Below are 18,380 nucleotides of genomic sequence, written 5' to 3'. Positions count from 1 at the left end.
TCAATGATTACTCGGGGTACTTCTTTCAATAATTTATACACTATCTTTTTAAAATAAGTTGGTTATCTTCATTGTCCTATCATTATATCAACTTCTTAATTAATTGTAGACCTGTCTTTATTTCATGGATGATTTCATTCTCCATAGCAGTATAGTCCATGTTGTCTTCAATACGGCTCTCCCAACTGGCCGTTTGTTCCACAAGTTTTATCAATCCGGCGGTTCCTGCAGTTCCTCTGAGTTTGTGAAGAATCTGTTTCAGATATGCGGTATTCTTTTCTTTTATCCCTGACTTCAAGTGTTCCTGCGCCTGGAAGAGCTCCTTTACCACTAGGTTCAAAAATATTTTTCTAAAATCATCATCACCACCCATTTGCTCTTTTAGAACATTCATATCCAAATACATTTCTTGATGCACCTGGTCTTCAGGTAATCCCTGAACGCCAGTAGCTATATGTTTTTTCAACATTTCCAAAAGATCGTTTTGTCTGAGAGGCTTGGGTAGGAAATCATTCATTCCGGCATTCAGGCATTTTTCTTTTTCACCCAATACGTTTCCTGCCGTAACCCCGATAATCGGAATTGCGGCGTATTCCGGTAGCAGCCGGATTTGCTTTGTGGCTTCTATACCATCCATTACAGGCATCTGTACATCCATCAACAGCAGATCAAAAAGCTGGCCCCTGCATTGTTCCAAAGCCTGCAAACCATCTGTTGCTTCTACTAACCTTACATTGGGAATCAGTGATTCCATCATCCTGTTGTTTAGCATCATATTCACCGGATTATCGTCAACAAGCAAGACATGAGGCGAAGTCATGAGCGGGGAAGGTGCTGCTTTGGGCAATGGGTTATAAGCAACCGTTTCTTTTACCGAACTTTTTATTGCCTGCCGCAAGGTTTTGTACAGTTCATCAGATTTAATGGGTTTGAGCAGAAAATATGAGTTTTCTTCCTTCTTGAAAGAATTGATCGCATCATGTTCTTCAGAAGATGTATGAAGGATAACAATAGGCGGGACTTCATTCCGCTGCTTAAATAGTAGCTTTATTTTCCCGATTGTTTCCAACCCTGATATAACCGGCATGTGGTAATCTACCAGAATAGTATCAAAACGCTCACCGGCTAAAAGCAGCTGAAAAGCTTCCATTCCGTTGGCAGCCAGTTTAGAATCTATATTCTTGTAAGCAAGCATATCCTGAAGAATAATCCTGTTTGCTTCGTTATCGTCAACAATCAGAACCTTGTTGATTTTCGGTATTTCATTTTCGCTTTGATCAGAAATTTCAAAAGGAATCTCAATATCAAAAAAGAAAACAGATCCTTTCCCAGGTTCACTTACCAAAATAAGATTACTTCCCATATATTTCAAAATGTTATTTGAAATGGTAAGCCCGAGACCGGTTCCTCCATATTGTTTACTGATAGAACTGTTTTCCTGGGTGAAAGCATTAAAGATATCCTGCTGTTTTTCTACAGGAATACCAATTCCTGTATCTCTTACCGAGAATCGCAATGTTATATTTTTATCGTCTATATTCAGCTTTTCCACTTTAAGTTCTATCTCGCCCTGTGCTGTAAATTTCACGGCATTCCCGAGTAGATTGATCAAAATCTGCTTCAATCGTGTTTCATCGAGGCAGATTATATCAGGCAATCCCGGTTCAATATTCAAAAGAAGTTCGATATTTTTTTTCTGAGACTGGTAAAGAACTGCATTGATGACCTGACTCACCATGTCATAAACATTGGCCTTCTCTATCAGAAGGTCCATTTTTCCAGATTCAATTTTAGAGAAATCAAGAATGTCATTAATAATGTTCAACAGGTTTTCACCACACTCATTAATGTAATTGAGATATTGCGTTTGTATTTCATTTAACGGCGTTTGAATCAAAAGATCAGAAAACCCGATGACGCCGTTCAGCGGCGTTCGTATCTCATGGCTCATATTGGCTAGAAACTCTGATTTTGCCTTACTTGCCGTATCCGCTATTTCTTTTGCATTTTTCAATTCCTCATTTATCCTAACGGCATTTGTAATATTCTGTATGGAAATAATTAAACCTCCTACTTCATCTTCTGTTAGATACCATGGCCCGACTTTAAGGTCGTAATGCTGAATTTCCTGCTGACCAGCTACCTTTAACTTAAAGTCCCCGTTTATGTAGGTTTTACCCAGCAGGGCGTTTTCATATATTTTTCTTTCTTTAGGAATGCCAGGAGATACAGTAAACAGATTATTTCCGATAACCCCTACATCATTCATATTGAATTCTTCTCTCCATTTGTTGCTTACAGAAACATAGTTAAGGTCTTTATCAAACATGGCAAGAGCAATAGGAACATCGGTTACAAAAGATTGCATCATGGCTTCCTTCCTGGTAACTTCTAGAAACATTTTTTTGAAGGCATCAATATCTTGAATGATTCCGAAAACCCTGTTACAAACTTCATCTCCAAATTCGGGAATTCCTTTTACTCTGACCCAGATCGTAACGCCGTCATAACGGACTAGTTGAAACTCTTCGTCAAAGGGAGTTCCTTTTTTTAAGGCTCTATCGAAAAGATTTTTCATCCTTTCCCTGCTATCTTCTTTAAAGAATCTGATGGCATTTTCTAAATCAGGCTGGAAATTACCTTTTATTTTATGAATTTCTCTCGTGCTCTGAGACCAGAAAACATTGCCAGTTTTCAGATTGACTTCCCAGCCTCCAACTTGCGCTACAGCGCTTGTTTCTTCAAGAATTGTTTTAGTGTAAAACAAATCTTTTTCTAATTTATCCCTGCGGATAAGGTCAGATTTTATTTTTTCGTAGAAAAAAAATGTAACAACAATGGCTGCAATTGCAGAGAAAATGATGAATAAAACCGCCGATTTGGAAGATCTATTCAGGTCTTTATTTTTGATAGCCAACTGAACTTCTTCATATTTTATAAATTCCTCAACCAGTATACGGCACCTGTCCATAGCGGCCTTGTTTTGTACAAGTTCCTTTGAGGTCATTGATATTCCCTTTCTACGATTCTCAATTAGCAATACATCCCCTTCTATAATCATTTCTGAAGTACGCAAGAGTTCATTGATGAACTTGATTTGATGTTTATCATTAATATCCAGCCTATTTTTATTAGAAATAAGTACAGGATATTTCCTCAAGCTTTTATTGAAAGGTTCAAGAAAATTTTCCTGACCCGTAAGCTGGTATCCTCTATTAGCTGTTTCTACATCTAAGAGAAAATTTAAAATATCTTTTACCAAACTTATAGATTCCTTACTTTTTAAAAGGCTTTCCCTGTTCTTCTGCTGCTTATATACGCTCACATAGGAAGCTATAGAACTCGCAATCAGAAGTAATAAACACAGTGCGACTCCAACCTGAAGATTTCTTATAATTTTTTTCGGCATCAAAAATTAGTTTAACGGTAATGTTATGGCCAGAGAAATTCCCCGGCATAGTAAAACTATGGAAATATCTTTTTTTTAAAATCTAGAAACCAATATGCAAACAAAGTCATAATTTAATCTTTGACAAGAATAAAAATAGAATACATAGATTATGGAAATCCTTTTCATAAAATTCTATTGTTGTTGAATGCTTATTCTGTCGTTTTTAAGTTAAGTTCGTCATCTTCAGCAATTAAATCACTATCGTCCTATCATTATATCAACTTCTTAATTAATTGTAGACCTGTGTTTATTTCATGGATGATTTCATTCTCCATAGCAGTATAATCCATGTTGTCTTCAATACGGCTCTCCCAACTGGCTGTTTGTTCCACAAGTTTTATCAATCCGGCGGTTCCTGCAGTTCCTCTGAGTTTGTGAAGAATCTGTTTCAGATATGCGGTATTCTTTTCTTTTATCCCTGACTTCAAGTGTTCCTGCGCCTGGAAGAGCTCCTTTACCACTAGGTTCAAAAATATTTTTCTAAAATCATCATCACCACCCATTTGCTCTTTTAGAACATTCATATCCAAATACATTTCTTGATGCACCTGGTCTTCAGGTAATCCCTGAACGCCAGTAGCTATATGTTTTTTCAACATTTCCAAAAGATCGTTTTGTCTGAGAGGCTTGGGTAGGAAATCATTCATTCCGGCATTCAGGCATTTTTCTTTTTCACCCAATACGTTTCCTGCCGTAACCCCGATAATCGGAATTGCGGCGTATTCCGGTAGCAGCCGGATTTGCTTTGTGGCTTCTATACCATCCATTACAGGCATCTGTACATCCATCAACAGCAGATCAAAAAGCTGGCCCCTGCATTGTTCCAAAGCCTGCAAACCATCTGTTGCTTCTACTAACCTTACATTGGGAATCAGTGATTCCATCATCCTGTTGTTTAGCATCATATTCACCGGATTATCGTCAACAAGCAAGACATGAGGCGAAGTCATGAGCGGGGAAGGTGCTGCTTTGGGCAATGGGTTATAAGCAACCGTTTCTTTTACCGAACTTTTTATTGCCTGCCGCAAGGTTTTGTACAGTTCATCAGATTTAATGGGTTTGAGCAGAAAATATGAGTTTTCTTCCTTCTTGAAAGAATTGATCGCATCATGTTCTTCAGAAGATGTATGAAGGATAACAATAGGCGGGACTTCATTCCGCTGCTTAAATAGTAGCTTTATTTTCCCGATTGTTTCCAACCCTGATATAACCGGCATGTGGTAATCTACCAGAATAGTATCAAAACGCTCACCGGCTAAAAGCAGCTGAAAAGCTTCCATTCCGTTGGCAGCCAGTTTAGAATCTATATTCTTGTAAGCAAGCATATCCTGAAGAATAATCCTGTTTGCTTCGTTATCGTCAACAATCAGAACCTTGTTGATTTTCGGTATTTCATTTTCGCTTTGATCAGAAATTTCAAAAGGAATCTCAATATCAAAAAAGAAAACAGATCCTTTCCCAGGTTCACTTACCAAAATAAGATTACTTCCCATATATTTCAAAATGTTATTTGAAATGGTAAGCCCGAGACCGGTTCCTCCATATTGTTTACTGATAGAACTGTTTTCCTGGGTGAAAGCATTAAAGATATCCTGCTGTTTTTCTACAGGAATACCAATTCCTGTATCTCTTACCGAGAATCGCAATGTTATATTTTTATCGTCTATATTCAGCTTTTCCACTTTAAGTTCTATCTCGCCCTGTGCTGTAAATTTCACGGCATTCCCGAGTAGATTGATCAAAATCTGCTTCAATCGTGTTTCATCGAGGCAGATTATATCAGGCAATCCCGGTTCAATATTCAAAAGAAGTTCGATATTTTTTTTCTGAGACTGGTAAAGAACTGCATTGATGACCTGACTCACCATGTCATAAACATTGGCCTTCTCTATCAGAAGGTCCATTTTTCCAGATTCAATTTTAGAGAAATCAAGAATGTCATTAATAATGTTCAACAGGTTTTCACCACACTCATTAATGTAATTGAGATATTGCGTTTGTATTTCATTTAACGGCGTTTGAATCAAAAGATCAGAAAACCCGATGACGCCGTTCAGCGGCGTTCGTATCTCATGGCTCATATTGGCTAGAAACTCTGATTTTGCCTTGCTTGCCGTATCTGCTATTTCTTTTGCATTTTTAAGTTCTTCATTAGTTTTTACTGAATCCGTAATGTTTTGTGCAGAAATAATAACTCCCCCCATCACCTCATCCGATAAATACCAGGGGCTAACCACAATATTATAATGCTGTATTTCTTCTTTATGAGGAACTTCCAAAGCCATATCTCTATTTATGTACACTTTTCCTTCGAGTGCATCTCTATATATTTTCTTCCTTTCATCCGGTACATTGGGTGAAACAGTAAACATATTTTTCCCTATAAGATCTGTATCATACATCTGGAACTCATTTTTCCAACTGCTACTTACCGAAAGATAGTTGAGATCTTTATCGAACATTGCTACCGCAATAGGAACATATGCTACAAATGACTGTAGCATAGCTTCTTGTGTAGCCAGTTCGATATAAATTTTTTTAAAGGTGTCAATATCCTGAATAATCCCAAACACTTTTGTACAAACCCCATTTTCGAATTCAGGTATTCCCTTCAATCTTACCCATATCATCACTCCATCATTAGGTATAAGCTGCAATTCTTCATCAAAAGGTATTCCTTCCTGCACAGCCCGCTCAAATAATGATTTTACTTTTTTTCTGCTTTCTGTACTGTAAAATCCCAATGCATTCCCAAAATCAGGCTGGAATGGGTCGTCTATTTTATGTATTTCTCTAGTAGATTGCGACCAAAAAACAGTATTGGTTTTTAGATTAACTTCCCAACCTCCTACCTGTGCTACTGCATTTGTCTGTTCTAATATTTTCTTAGTGTACAGCAAATCTTTTTCAAGAGACATTCTTTCTGTAACATTTAAAGCTGTACTTAAAACATAAGGCATTCCGTGGGTGTCAGTTTCTACCAAATTATGATACATCCATATCATTTTTTCTCCTTCCTTAGATTTTAGGATCATCGTTCCGAGATCTTCTTTATTGTCATTGATCCTTTCAAGATACTGTGCAAGTAAAGGCCAGTTCTTTTCGGGAACGAGGTCTTTTAAATTTAATTTTTTGACTTCCTCTGCTGAATATTGAAGTGTTTTTCTTCCTTTTTCATTAACTGAAATTATATTTCCTTGCATATCATGCATGCTCATTAAGCCAATCGCATTTTCAAAAAAGCTTCTAAAGCGCCGTTCTGAACTTTCAAGTTGTTGTTTTTCTTCGATCTGTTGGGTAATATTAATGCCGAAGCAGAAAATCTCAGAATTGTTTTGGTTATGTTTTAAGGACCATTCTGCTATAATAGCTGAACCATCACTGATTTTTGTGGAAGTAGAAAATGTAACTTCCTCCTGAACATCGGGCAGCTTTTTTATGATTAATTGCAATTCACTATTATGTTCACCTAAAACTTTTAAAAAATTCTGTTCAGGAGTTTTAGTTTTATTAAATTGGAAAACCCTTTCGAAGGTAGGATTAACATCTTTGAGTATAAAGTTGTTATCCAGAACACAAATGAGATTATTGGAGATATTGAAGATCTGCTGAAAGTATTCAGCATCAATCTCTTTTCTTTTTCCTGTGAGTAGCTTGGTGACAGCACTTCCAATTTTTTGCAGAGCAGTCACTTTTTTTTCTGTCAATGTTTTAGGCTGATAGTCAATAACGCATAGGGTGCCTAATGCAAATCCTTCATCATCTATCAGAGGGATTCCTGTATAAAAGCGAATTCCTCCTTCCAATATCAGTGGATTCTCGGATGATCTTTCGTCTGCTAATGTATCATTGATTGTTACAACATTACCACTTGCAATTGCATATTGACATAACGTGCTTTTTCTGTCTACGGAATCAAAATCAAGACCAATGCAACTTTGGATCACCTGTGATTCACTTTCCATCATCGCGATAAGTGCAGCCGGACAATCGGCAATAAGCGCAGCTGTTTCTGTAAAAATATCAAATTGTGGATCTTTCTTCAACTTTAAAAGGTTAAAAAAATTGAGCTTATTAATTCGTCTTTCTTCGTTGGCAGGAACAGGGTATTTATCCATATAGTAGCGTCATTTCGTTAATATTGTGGATACAAATTAAAGAAATTTTGATTATTACGCTGCTATCATGTGATAAATCCATGCCATTAGGCAAATTATTATCAAAACAGCTGTGAAAGCATTTTGATAAACGTCAACTTTTTTAAATAAACCAGGAAGATATATCGGGAACTGAACCTGCTCCGGTTTGGGATGTCAGGGATAAAGATATCCATACCTCAATGATAACCGCGGGGAGAAGACATTCAATTACCAGGTATTAATTGATGCCACCGGTAACTCAAAACTAATCATTGGAACGGTATATGATTTCAATGTTAATGTTGTCGATAAAACAGCATGAAGTTTCTTGAGCATAAATTGCCAGACGGCCAGGGGGAAGTATTAGAAGAGAAACAATGGAAATTGAATTCAAAAACCTTAGCCACTTTTCTTACAGGAACATTAAAAATCTAAACTGTAGTGAATTTTAGAAACGTAAACTTAAAAGATCGGATAAAAATTGGTAGCGGAATGTATTGCTACCAATTTTAATATAAAATCAACCATTGCTCATCGTCAACAAGAAGTATAGGGGTTATACTTTCGTTCCTTTTTCTAGCCGGCAATTGATGGATGTCACAAACGTAACCTCAAGCTATTATCCTGGCTGTTTGGAATCTGTAATACGGAGCTTCCAGCCAATGCATACCGATAAAACGGCCATCTGACTTAAAACATGTGCTGAAAAGAGGTGGGCTACTTCTTAAATTTTTTAGATGTAGATTGCCATTCTTTATTTTCTCCCGACTTTTGGTGCCAGTGTGAGAAACATTCGCTTGCCTTCCAGTTTTGGCAATAATTCTACTTTTCCTACCTCTTCCAAACCTTGTGCAAATCTCAACAGTAGGATTTCGCCCTGGTCTTTGTATACTATAGAACGACCTTTAAAATGAACAAAGGCGCGTACCTTTTCACCACTTTCCAAAAACGAAACCGCGTGTTTAAGTTTAAATTGAAAATCGTGATCGTCAGTATTTGGACCGAAACGGATATCTTTAATAATAGTCTGCTTGGCCTTACTCTTAATCTCCTTTTGTTTCTTTTTCTGTTCGTAAAGAAATTTGCTGTAGTCGATAATCCGGCAAACGGGTGGGAAGGCATTTGGTGAGATTTCAACCAGATCTAAATCCAATTCTTTAGCCATCCTGAGTGCTTCTGCGAGCGGGTAAATATTGGTCTCAACATTTTCTCCCGTCAAACGCACCTCTGGTGCGGTTATAAACTCATTTATTTTATGTTCTGCTTCTTTTTTTCTGAAGGGTAAGCGTGGCCCCCTGTAAAATCCTGCTTTTTTTAATGCCAAATTGTAAAAGTTTTAGTGAAAATTCTATTAACAGAGCGGTTAATTTGGATAACAATAGTAATATAGCTTTTTTAGGAGAGAAAGCTAGGCAGATGGAGAAATCATGACGCTATCCGTACATTTAAGCTAATCTTTTCTCCGATCGGGCATTAATGACCTATCTAAAGTCTAAATATAATGCTATCCCTTATTTAGCTGGTAGTCACTTCGTTCGTTGCCTTATCTTCAATTCTCAGCGCTTCGGAGGTAACGAGCATGAAACCTGATATCAGCAGCACCAGTGCCAAAAATTGCAATAGTTTTTCGGTGCTTTTGGTGTTTACCACCCTGTCCGTACAGGTGAACTCATTGATTCCAGTTAGTTTTCTCCGTTTGTTTCTTCGCCATATTGCGAACATGAAAATAAAGGCCCCGAAAATCAGCGCTAAAATACCGCTAATAAAAGGCATTGTAGTGAAATTAAAGGTTTCTTGTGTTTCTATCATATAAAAATAGACGATTAGAAAGCTAAAAAGTTTAAAAAGATCTTATTTAGTGTTTAAATGGCCGTTGGTGTAAGTGCCGAATGGAATCACCCGGGCGTTAACGATTAAGAACTTTTAGTAATTTTTATCAAACTCAGTTAAGCTGATACCGGATGATGAATGCTTCTCCCGGCGACAGCTTAAGTTTTTTACGGGTGACTATTCCTTCCGGCTGCATAGCTGGCATTACTTTCTGACATTGTACAACTATTGATACCAGTTCGGCTGGTTGACCTGGGCGGCCTAATGAGGGCGTGAATGAAAGCTTTTGGTTATCCTATCAATTAGACAACATTGCTTTCTTACGATTTTTTAATCAAAAGGACAGCTACAGCAAATCAGTCGGTTTTGGCTTTGAATTCTGATTTGAACTTTTCATAACCATATAGAACCTTGTCAATATGCGTTTGCTATATATTATTACGAATCTGGTTAATTATAAATATATGTTGAGGATTTATTTTGCTTCACTAAAACATATTTCTGCTCCCCCTTGTTGTATTTAAAAATGATATTAAACTATGGAAAATACAGAAAAAACAGTTGAAGTCTTAAATGATCTGATTCAGATCAACAATGATAGAGCAGATGGTTTTGATAAAGCAGCTGCCGATCTAAAAGAAGAAAACATTGATTTAAAGGCAACTTTTGATAAACTATCATCTGATAGCCGCAGTAACGTTATAGAACTTGCAGGGTTAGTGGGCAGAAATGCTGGAACTCCTGATGATGGGAATACTATTTTAGGAACACTGCACAGAGCCTGGATTGATATTAAAGCAACCTTCGGTGGCGATGACAGGCATAGCATCCTGGCGGAATGTGAACGCGGAGAAGATGCAATTAAAAAAGCATATCGTGATGCACTTGCAGAAAATGAGCTAGGCGAAAATGTTAGAACGGTATTGTTAAAACAACAGGAAGGCATTAATACGAGCCATGATGCGATCAAAGCATTAAGAGATGCCCACGCTTAAGGTATTCATTTTTCTAAGTAAAAGCCATCAAATTAATTGATGGCTTTTTTCGTTGGCCAATTTTTTAAAAATTTACCCTGTATAAGCGATAGTGGCATAACTTAATTTAGATCCCACTGTATGATTTCAAATCAATAGTACGTAAGGCTAATCCTGTTCTTTACGAAAAATTTTTTGAACCTGCTCAGCACATGCTTTGATATGATAGCTGTACTCGATTCACTCACCAAAAATCAGCTGGCAACCTGAAGATGTCAACAAAAAGGTGTTTAAATTTTATAATATTAAAAAATACATTAATTTAGTATTAAAACTACAAAATTAATATTATGAAAAACACAAAATTGTTTATGCTGTTCCTAACAGGATCGCTATTGCTAACTCAGGCATGTAAAAAAACGAGTAATGATGTATTAAATGTTCCAGCGGAAAAAAATACTGTAGAACTGAGGCAGGGCTATTATTTGGGATCATTGATCAGTTATGAGCGGATTAATGATAAAAATATCTTCAATGGCGATATGGTTATCCCAGATGAACAAATCACCACAAAACTCCCAGAAGTGACAACTGAGGGACATGGACCAGCTGGTGCATACAAGTGGCCGAACCATAAAGTTTCCTATAGATTTGCCGCTGGATTTACCACAGCGCAGACCAATACGATATTAACTGCCATGGCAGACTGGACGGCAAAATCCGGAATTATCTTCGAAGCTGTAACTTCCGGCTACTACCTGACAATACAACCTGGGAGTGCAAACAATTGTACGGTAGGCTATGTTAGCGGGGCCACGATGAATCTTTCAAATCCGGAAGCTAAAGGCATCGTTGTACATGAGCTAGGGCATGCCATTGGATTACACCACGAGCAGCTACGTGCAGACCGTGACTCCTTCATTTCAGTAAAATGGGATAATATAAGTGCATCAGCTCAGGCCGGATATAATAAACTTACAGGTATGAATTATGGTGGGACGACATTTGATATCAGTTCTATAATGCTTTATGGATCATATAATGGTTATGGTGCGATAAATAGTAGTCTTCCAACCACGACACGATTAGATGGTTCTACCTGGATCGATAATTCATGGACTGGTACAAAATCCCCATCCACCAAAGATGCCAGCTGGGTGAAAACTATTTATGGTATTTAATTTTCGGTCTTCGTCAATTTGCTGAAAACCTGATGTTTGATGAAGCAGGTAATCATTACTGGAAAAATGAAAAACGGGAAGCTATCTTAAGACAGCTTCCCGTTTAATCTAAATTAACGCTCTCATGTATATAAGCGTAACTTTCTAATTTTTATTGTGCCTGGTAGAAAAAAATATTCTGTTTTAGGATATGACCTTATTGTTTAGCCGTGTCCGGCAGCGGTAATAGATCTGGGATCCACAGGTGATGTCCTATTGTAACAAATACGCGCATCATTGATCTTCTCATACGTTATTTTATAACAAAGATTGTCAAGCTTAATTTGTGGAGGAAACTCTAGATACTTTAATCATCTTTAAGTCCAATTTCTTCGAACTTTTTAGCTTGAGTAAAATGTTTTTTTCTATTGGAAAAAATATTTCTGTCATTGCAGTAAGTCCATCGTCTGCAAATAGCTCTACCGAGGCAGCGTCGATAAAAATGATTATTTTTTTAGAATCTGCATTTGAAATACGCGGTGAAAAATGCTTTTCAGCGAATTGCTGCTCAAATTGACCATTACCAGCCTTGCTGCGATCGATAAAATAGCCTTTATTTTTTTCAAAACCGATGATAAGCTTCTGGTTTTTTCCGTCTCCAAGCTCGATGCCGAAGTCACCCGTACCATTAACCTGCATTTCAATCTTAGTGCCTTTTCCTTCATTTAAACCTGCAGAAAGATCTAATGAATTAATTCCGGTTAATTCTTTGCGTTCAAACACTACCTTTTCCAGCTTAGAAACTTCCTTAACAGGAGCCGAAGCAAGATAAATCTCCTCACCAACTTTTTTAAGCGATAAATCGCGGGGTAGGGTAGTAGCACCCCGCCAGGAACCAGTCGGCACCACGTTTGCGTAGTTCCAATTGTTCATCCATCCCATCAACACTTTTCTTGCACCTGTATTGGAAAAAGTGACACCAGCGTAGTTATCAGTGCCATAATCCATCCATTTTTGCTTGTCAGAATCTGGTTTAAAAGTTTTTCCGTCAAAATCGCCGGTAAAATACTGCGTTGCTGAACCACCATTAGGCCCACCCGGGTTGATGCTTACCAGGAGTATCCAATGTGTTTTGCCATTAAGTTCAAGTGGAAATAGATCAGGGCATTCCCAAACGCCACCGTGGGCACCCAGCTTTTCGCCAAACTCGCTTTCCTTGCTCCATTTTTTTAAATCAGTAGAGGAATAAAATGTGATCCGATCTTTTGTGGCCAAGGTCATGAGCCATTTTCCGGTAGCGGCATGCCACATTACCTTCGGATCTCTGAAATCCCAGATACCCGGATTGGGAAGAACAGGATTTCCTTTGTACTTCGTCCAGGTTTTGCCTTCATCAAGACTATAAGCGAGACTTTGATATTGGTGAAGTCCTGTCTTCTGATCTTCAATTTTCTTGTTGTGATGAGTAAAGATTGCGACCATCGCATTTTTACCAAATCCCGCCGTATTATCTTTATCTATGACCGCGCTGCCTGAAAATATGGTTCCAAGGTTGTCTGGGTAGAGTGCTATCGGCTGCTCTTCCCAGTGAATCATATCCTTGCTTATTGCATGCGCCCAATGCATAGGCCCCCAAACGGTAGAGTCGGGATTGTACTGAAAAAATAAATGGTACTTTCCATTCAAATAGACCATTCCATTTGGATCGTTCATCCAATGGGCTTTAGGTGTAAAATGGTATTTTGGGCGATAGGGTTCCGTATCTGAACTTTTTTGATGTACCATCCTTGTCGATGCGCATCCATAAAAAAAAGATGCAATGATTAAACCAAAGTATAAATTTCTTTTTATTTCCATTTCTGTAAGTTAAAATATGTTCAAATTATTAGCGTTTACCATATGCTTTTGAGTTTCCAAGCCCGGAGATTTAATTTTGTATTTCCACCCTCGGAAAAAGTTTCCAGACCCAATTGAGTGTCAGCGGCGAATGTTGTGGCACTCACCACCTTTTCTCCATTATTCGCGAATATTTCAATCGAAGAACGATCGATAAAGATATGTAAACGAAGGCTACCATTATTCAAAGCTAAGGGTACAGCATACTTTTTTGCAAACGATTTTGTAAAGGCTGTATCCGTAATGAAGTTGGTGCAGTTGCGCCTGTCCAAGCTAAGTTCGCCAAGCTGTGGATCGTATCTTAGTTCCAGTTTTCTGCCTTCACCAACGAGCAGGTTAAATCCAAATGCCTTAGCGGTTCCTGCAGTGAATGTAGCATCAAGTTCATAAGAATTCACACCAGGCTTAAAGTTTTTGATAGATTGAACACCTTTTAGCTGTAACTGTTGACGAATACCACTATCGCGAAGTTGGGCGAGCTGCGGTATAGGCTGCTGAAAAACCCTAAATCCGGATGGTGTTTCTCTTAAAGTCATCATCCTGGGAATAGATTGAAAGCCCTTTCCCCATTTTGACGGCGCCTTGCGTGCATAGTCCCAGTTTCCCATCCAGCCTATGGCATGAACGGTGTCGGCCAGGCCATTTCTTTTATCATAATCTCTCCAGGTTCTGGTGGCATAATAATCAGGCCCGTAATCCAGCCACAGGGCGTGTTCAAGGTGTTGATTGCTTAACTGATCAGAAAATAAGATATGATCGATAGCAATAAATCCGGTAGTCGTATCTTTACTCAAATCTACAAGCTCCAGTTGTGCATTTTTGCCTATCCAGGGGCGTACATCCCAGCCATTCCACTTAAATACCTTGGTATTATCACCATGAGTTGTCTTCACCACCTTACCATCCACCAAAAGATTTAAACAGGTGCTATCCTGGTGATTTCCGCCCATCAACAAAAAATTAATAGCTTTATTGCTGATTGTGAAAGGCTTAGATTTTGACCGGACAACTGCCCCAGTAACATTTGCTGTACTGAGGTAATGCTTACCTAAATAATCAGTCACACCAGATGCTTTGTTTTCACGCTCTTCCTGAAACTTCGGCCATTTTGAATTTTTGCCCTCAAAATCTTCAAAAACAGATCCATTAATGCCTTTTCCAACACTAAGGTAATCTGCAAGTTTTTTATCTGTTACAAAAGTCTGTCCGTTAAAGTCACCCACAAAATACTGTACCCGATTCGGACCTCTTCCTATGATGAGCACCCATCTCTTCTTATTGCTTCCTTCAATTGGGAGTTCGAAAAGATCAGGGCATTCCCAAAATGAATTTTTTGCTCCTAAGCCTTCAAAGCTGCTGCAAAAAGTCCAGTTTTTGAGGTCTGATGATTGATAAATATGAACCTGCTGCACATCAGGTCTGGAAACGACCATCTTCCAGCTTTTATCCTGTTCATACCAGAAAACCTGTGGATCCCTGAAAAACACTTTATTGATATCCAGAATCGGATTTCCATGGTAATAGTCAAAACTTTGTCCCTCATTGTTACTGATGGAAATGGCTTGTGTTTCAGGAAGTGAATCCCCGGGAAGGTGTTTGGTATAGAAAGCGATCATACTGTTCTTTCCAAATCCTCCGGTGTTCATTCTGTCTACAACCACCGACCCGCTGAAGTAAGAAAATCCCATTCCTTCTTTCATGGGTCTGGGCATTTCCTGCCAGTGAACCAGATCATTTGAAACGGCATGGCCCCACCAAAAAAGATGATAAGTGTTATTGTAATGAACCAGTCCATCCGGGTCGCCCATCCATCCTTTTGCCGGACTGAAATGATACATAGGTCGGTATTCCTGTGCTTTTCTATCGATTTCCTGTGCATGTACGCATCCACCCACCAATAAAAACAGTCCGAGGATATACCTCAAATCAATCCTATAATCAAATTTAATGCTCATCATTTAGGGAATTAATGGGTTGATACTTTCAAATTAGTAACTTTTACCTCTAAATTGTTAGCAGTCAATGACCATGGCGTTCCTTTTGCACTATAGCTTCTGTTTGTTAGTGCAACCTGATCGTTAAGATAAAGTACGATTATCGATCCATCCACGATAATACTAAAGTCGTATGTTTTTCCCTGTTCGAAAACAAATGGAACGCGGGTAACTTCCTGGCCATTATTGTAGGCGGCAATGCGATTTGATGCCGGTTCGAACCTGATCTGGTAGGATCCGCTCAGATCAGTTTTTGCATTAAAGTTTAAGGAGGCTGTTCCGTTAAGATTGCTTAAAGATAATTTTCCTTTAACCATAGTTGTTCCGTTTAGCGCTGCAAACCTGTATCCTGAAGCTGAAGAGGTTCCGGTTAGGGTATAGTTACCAGCCGATCCGCTAACGGTGCCGATCTGAGCGCTCACCATAGCATCTGCATCTTTACTGAAATAACTTTTCACGCTACTTGGGGCTTTTACTGCAAGCTTATCGTTGCCCAGCTTAGTAATTTGCTGACTGATGAGGTTTCCTCCCCAGGTGCGAACACCATTGTCGTTTTCCGGATTGCGGCGGTGAGCAAAACCGAAGGCATAACGTTCAGTACCATTACTAGCTGTTTTACCGGCATAAAACTGATGCCCGTCAAACATATCCATTCCGTCTGCTGGTTTGAACCATGGCCCAGCTGAAGACGATGCAACCCTGTAATGGGTTCCAGGCGTTGAACTCCAGTCTTCTGCAAAAAGCATAAAATACTTGTCATCAATTTTAAAAACATCCGCACATTCGAGCATCAGGTAATCACCTTCAACCGATAGAGGCCCTCTTAATTGCCAGTTATCACTTGCCGGATCGCTGCTGGTGTAAACGAGAATTACACCTTTGTTGTCTTTTTGAGCACTCACCATCATCCAGTAGGTAGAAAATTCCGTGTTATAGAATACATACGGATCCCTAAAGTCTGTTGTTGCATAGCCGTCTGGTGCTTTAAGCGCAAAACCAGGCTTTTTTGTCCACCCTGTAGTTGTGCTGCTGGTGGCATACATAATCGCTTCGCGGGTGTTGCCCGTTACAAATGCACTGTTGGTATTCTGCAACCAACTGTTGTTTGCATTATAACCTGTATAGAAAAAGTAATTTGTATTTCCAGCCTTTACCATAGAGCCTGTGCCAATGAGGTTATCTTGTGTCGATTTATTGCCATACGGAATAATCTCGCCATCATAGCTGAAATCGAGCAGGTTTTTGGAGCTTAGTTTGTGGATAGCATGCTGACCAGCACTACTTTGCTTCACCTGATCCGGATCATCATGCAGAAAAAACAGTTCAAACTGCCCGTTCACATAGCTGGGCATCACATCGCCAACCCAGCCTGTTGATTGACCTGTAGTTGAATTAGGGCTGATTTGTGGTTTCGGGAAGATGTTGAATTTCTCTTCGCTAAAAGGCTCCGCCGGGGCGTATGTTTTTTCTTTGGTGCAAGACAGGAAGAGCGAAACCGCCATTCCTGCTAATAATATTCTTTTCAATGCCATATGATGTCATTATTTGATTGTGAATTTATTTTTTTAGATAGTCGATCGCATTTTTGGTGATTCTGCGAATATTTGTGATAAACCTGTTATTGGTAGATGCACCATTTTGAGGTTCAGAATACCAATCATAGGCACCAAAAGTGATTACGACTACATTTCCAGGACCATTTGTCTGAGGCCATTCCGCAATACCAACGCGTCCGTCAAGGTTATCGTCCCATGCTTCAGATGCGAGGTTTATGCCACCTGTTTGCTGGCGCCATCCCGCACCATTTGTGTAACCTCCCCAGTCTGGAAGAAACCACCAGGCTGTATGGTTAAGCCTGAATGTTCCTTTTTGTAAAAGGTTGGCTTTCCCGGTTTCATAGGTCTCCAGCCCCTGAAAGATGGGATGTGATTCCTTGCCTTTGAAAGAGATACCCCAATCGCTACCATTTTCGATAAAGCCGTTAGGAAGAAAGTCGCCAAAAACGTTATTTGGCCCTTTACCTGCTGGCACTAAGCCCAATGCTTCCACATATCTGCCGGCAAAAGATGTTAATAGTAAACTTCCACCTGCGCTACGGTAGGTTTTCAGCGCATTCAAACTAGCAGTACTCAATGCCTGAGCAGGGAGATCCTGTGCAGAATCGTAATGCCACCAGATCACTTTATAATTAGAAAGACGCTTTCCGGTTTCCAATGCGCCAAAAGAAATATAGTCTGCAGTAGGGTAGGTGGCAAAAAACCAGTCACTTGCTGCTTTTTCATCAGGGTTAGTGATTGTCGATCTTGAACTTGCTGTGCCGAGGAACGCGTACTCGCTTACAGAATTGCTGATAAAGGTGACCTGGTAACTTGTTGTAAAATTGCCCTTGGTGAAAGTGTAAGTTACGGGTTGACTGAAATTCTGAGCAGTGCCACTTAGCGGACTAACCACAACATCTGCTTCCGCTTCTATTATAGGTTTAATTCCAGATAAATCTGTTCCATCAGGAAGGATTAACGTTGCGGTACGGTTATCGTGATTTATGGATGCCTTTAAGCTGCCTACGGAAACGCTTTTAAGTGGTGGGGTAATTTTCACCGTTGTTGAATAATCTTTGAAAACATTTCCATTCACTACCCTGAAATCTACGGCACCGGTAAAATTAATGGGCTTATTAAAATTCATGGAACTTGTTGCGCCATCTGGCATTTCCACCTTAGGTGTCAAATTTGAAATATCTGTACCAAAAGGAACATTAACGCTTATAGCACCCGTTTTTTGGTCGATAGTAGCGGCAATACCGTTAATTGAATAAGAGACCAGTTGTACCTGGCTGTCAAGTTTAAAATCGTTGTTCTTATCCTTTTTGCAGCCCAGGATTGTTAAGGCCATCACAAAAGCTAGAAATGCTTTCAATATTTGCTTTAATTTCATTG

10 protein-coding genes are annotated in these 18,380 nt (G+C 39.0%); 2 read left to right on the top strand and 8 right to left on the bottom strand.

Features of this window, described 5'->3' with window-relative positions:
• Positions 1-82: 82 nt before the first annotated feature.
• From OQX63_RS01960 to OQX63_RS01945, 4 genes are all read right to left on the bottom strand, one after another.
• Entirely contained in the window at positions 83-3,409 is a 3,327-nt protein-coding gene (locus OQX63_RS01960; protein WP_265849214.1) for a response regulator, read from the bottom strand.
• 254 nt (positions 3,410-3,663) lie between these two features.
• Positions 3,664-7,569, bottom strand: a complete 3,906-nt coding sequence (locus OQX63_RS01955; protein ID WP_265849213.1) for a response regulator — start codon at positions 7,567-7,569, stop codon at positions 3,664-3,666.
• 775 nt (positions 7,570-8,344) lie between these two features.
• On the bottom strand, positions 8,345-8,914 hold the full coding sequence (infC, locus tag OQX63_RS01950; protein ID WP_265849212.1) for a translation initiation factor IF-3: 570 nt from the start codon (positions 8,912-8,914) through the stop codon (positions 8,345-8,347).
• Positions 8,915-9,105: 191 nt separating this feature from the next.
• The gene (locus tag OQX63_RS01945) at positions 9,106-9,399 is read right to left on the bottom strand and encodes a hypothetical protein (protein ID WP_265849211.1); all 294 of its coding nucleotides are present in this window, start codon (positions 9,397-9,399) and stop codon (positions 9,106-9,108) included.
• Positions 9,400-9,959: 560 nt separating this feature from the next.
• Between OQX63_RS01945 and OQX63_RS01940 the strand changes: the two genes are divergently transcribed.
• Positions 9,960-10,415, top strand: coding sequence for a PA2169 family four-helix-bundle protein (locus OQX63_RS01940; RefSeq protein WP_265849210.1), 456 nt, complete (start codon positions 9,960-9,962; stop codon positions 10,413-10,415).
• Positions 10,416-10,744: 329 nt separating this feature from the next.
• A complete protein-coding gene (locus OQX63_RS01935) occupies positions 10,745-11,575 on the top strand; it encodes a M12 family metallopeptidase (RefSeq protein ID WP_265849209.1) in 831 nt (276 codons plus the stop codon).
• Positions 11,576-11,893: 318 nt separating this feature from the next.
• Here the strand turns inward: OQX63_RS01935 and OQX63_RS01930 are convergent, their stop codons facing one another.
• Genes OQX63_RS01930 through OQX63_RS01915 form a run of 4 tightly spaced genes read right to left on the bottom strand, consistent with a single transcriptional unit; the run spans position 11,894 to position 18,378 of the window.
• Positions 11,894-13,411: a glycoside hydrolase family 32 protein gene (locus OQX63_RS01930; protein ID WP_265849208.1), complete on the bottom strand. Its 1,518-nt coding sequence runs from the start codon at positions 13,409-13,411 to the stop codon at positions 11,894-11,896.
• Positions 13,412-13,446: 35 nt separating this feature from the next.
• Positions 13,447-15,408 (bottom strand): glycoside hydrolase family 32 protein, encoded by a 1,962-nt coding sequence (locus tag OQX63_RS01925; protein WP_265849207.1) that lies wholly within the window; start codon positions 15,406-15,408, stop codon positions 13,447-13,449.
• An 8-nt stretch (positions 15,409-15,416) separates the two neighbouring features.
• Positions 15,417-16,970 carry a glycoside hydrolase family 32 protein gene (locus OQX63_RS01920; protein ID WP_265849206.1) on the bottom strand — a complete coding sequence of 518 codons (1,554 nt, stop codon included), beginning with the start codon at positions 16,968-16,970 and terminating at the stop codon, positions 15,417-15,419.
• A gap of 31 nt (positions 16,971-17,001) precedes the next feature.
• Entirely contained in the window at positions 17,002-18,378 is a 1,377-nt protein-coding gene (locus OQX63_RS01915) for a DUF4960 domain-containing protein (protein ID WP_265849205.1), read from the bottom strand.
• Positions 18,379-18,380 lie beyond the last annotated feature (2 nt).

This window comes from Pedobacter sp. PF22-3, from assembly GCF_026239555.1.
Taxonomy (GTDB): Bacteria; Bacteroidota; Bacteroidia; order Sphingobacteriales; family Sphingobacteriaceae; genus Pedobacter.
The sequence above is the reverse complement of the archived record's forward strand: the minus strand, read 5'-3'. Positions and strand labels throughout refer to the sequence as shown.

Coding starts and splice junctions, on each gene's coding strand:
- OQX63_RS01960 (WP_265849214.1), bottom strand. CDS start 3,409: ATGCCGAAAAAAATTATAAGAAATCTTCAGGTTGGAGTCGCACTGTGT.
- OQX63_RS01955 (WP_265849213.1), bottom strand. CDS start 7,569: ATGGATAAATACCCTGTTCCTGCCAACGAAGAAAGACGAATTAATAAG.
- OQX63_RS01945 (WP_265849211.1), bottom strand. CDS start 9,399: ATGATAGAAACACAAGAAACCTTTAATTTCACTACAATGCCTTTTATT.
- OQX63_RS01940 (WP_265849210.1), top strand. CDS start 9,960: ATGGAAAATACAGAAAAAACAGTTGAAGTCTTAAATGATCTGATTCAG.
- OQX63_RS01935 (WP_265849209.1), top strand. CDS start 10,745: ATGAAAAACACAAAATTGTTTATGCTGTTCCTAACAGGATCGCTATTG.
- OQX63_RS01930 (WP_265849208.1), bottom strand. CDS start 13,411: ATGGAAATAAAAAGAAATTTATACTTTGGTTTAATCATTGCATCTTTT.
- OQX63_RS01925 (WP_265849207.1), bottom strand. CDS start 15,408: ATGATGAGCATTAAATTTGATTATAGGATTGATTTGAGGTATATCCTC.
- OQX63_RS01915 (WP_265849205.1), bottom strand. CDS start 18,378: ATGAAATTAAAGCAAATATTGAAAGCATTTCTAGCTTTTGTGATGGCC.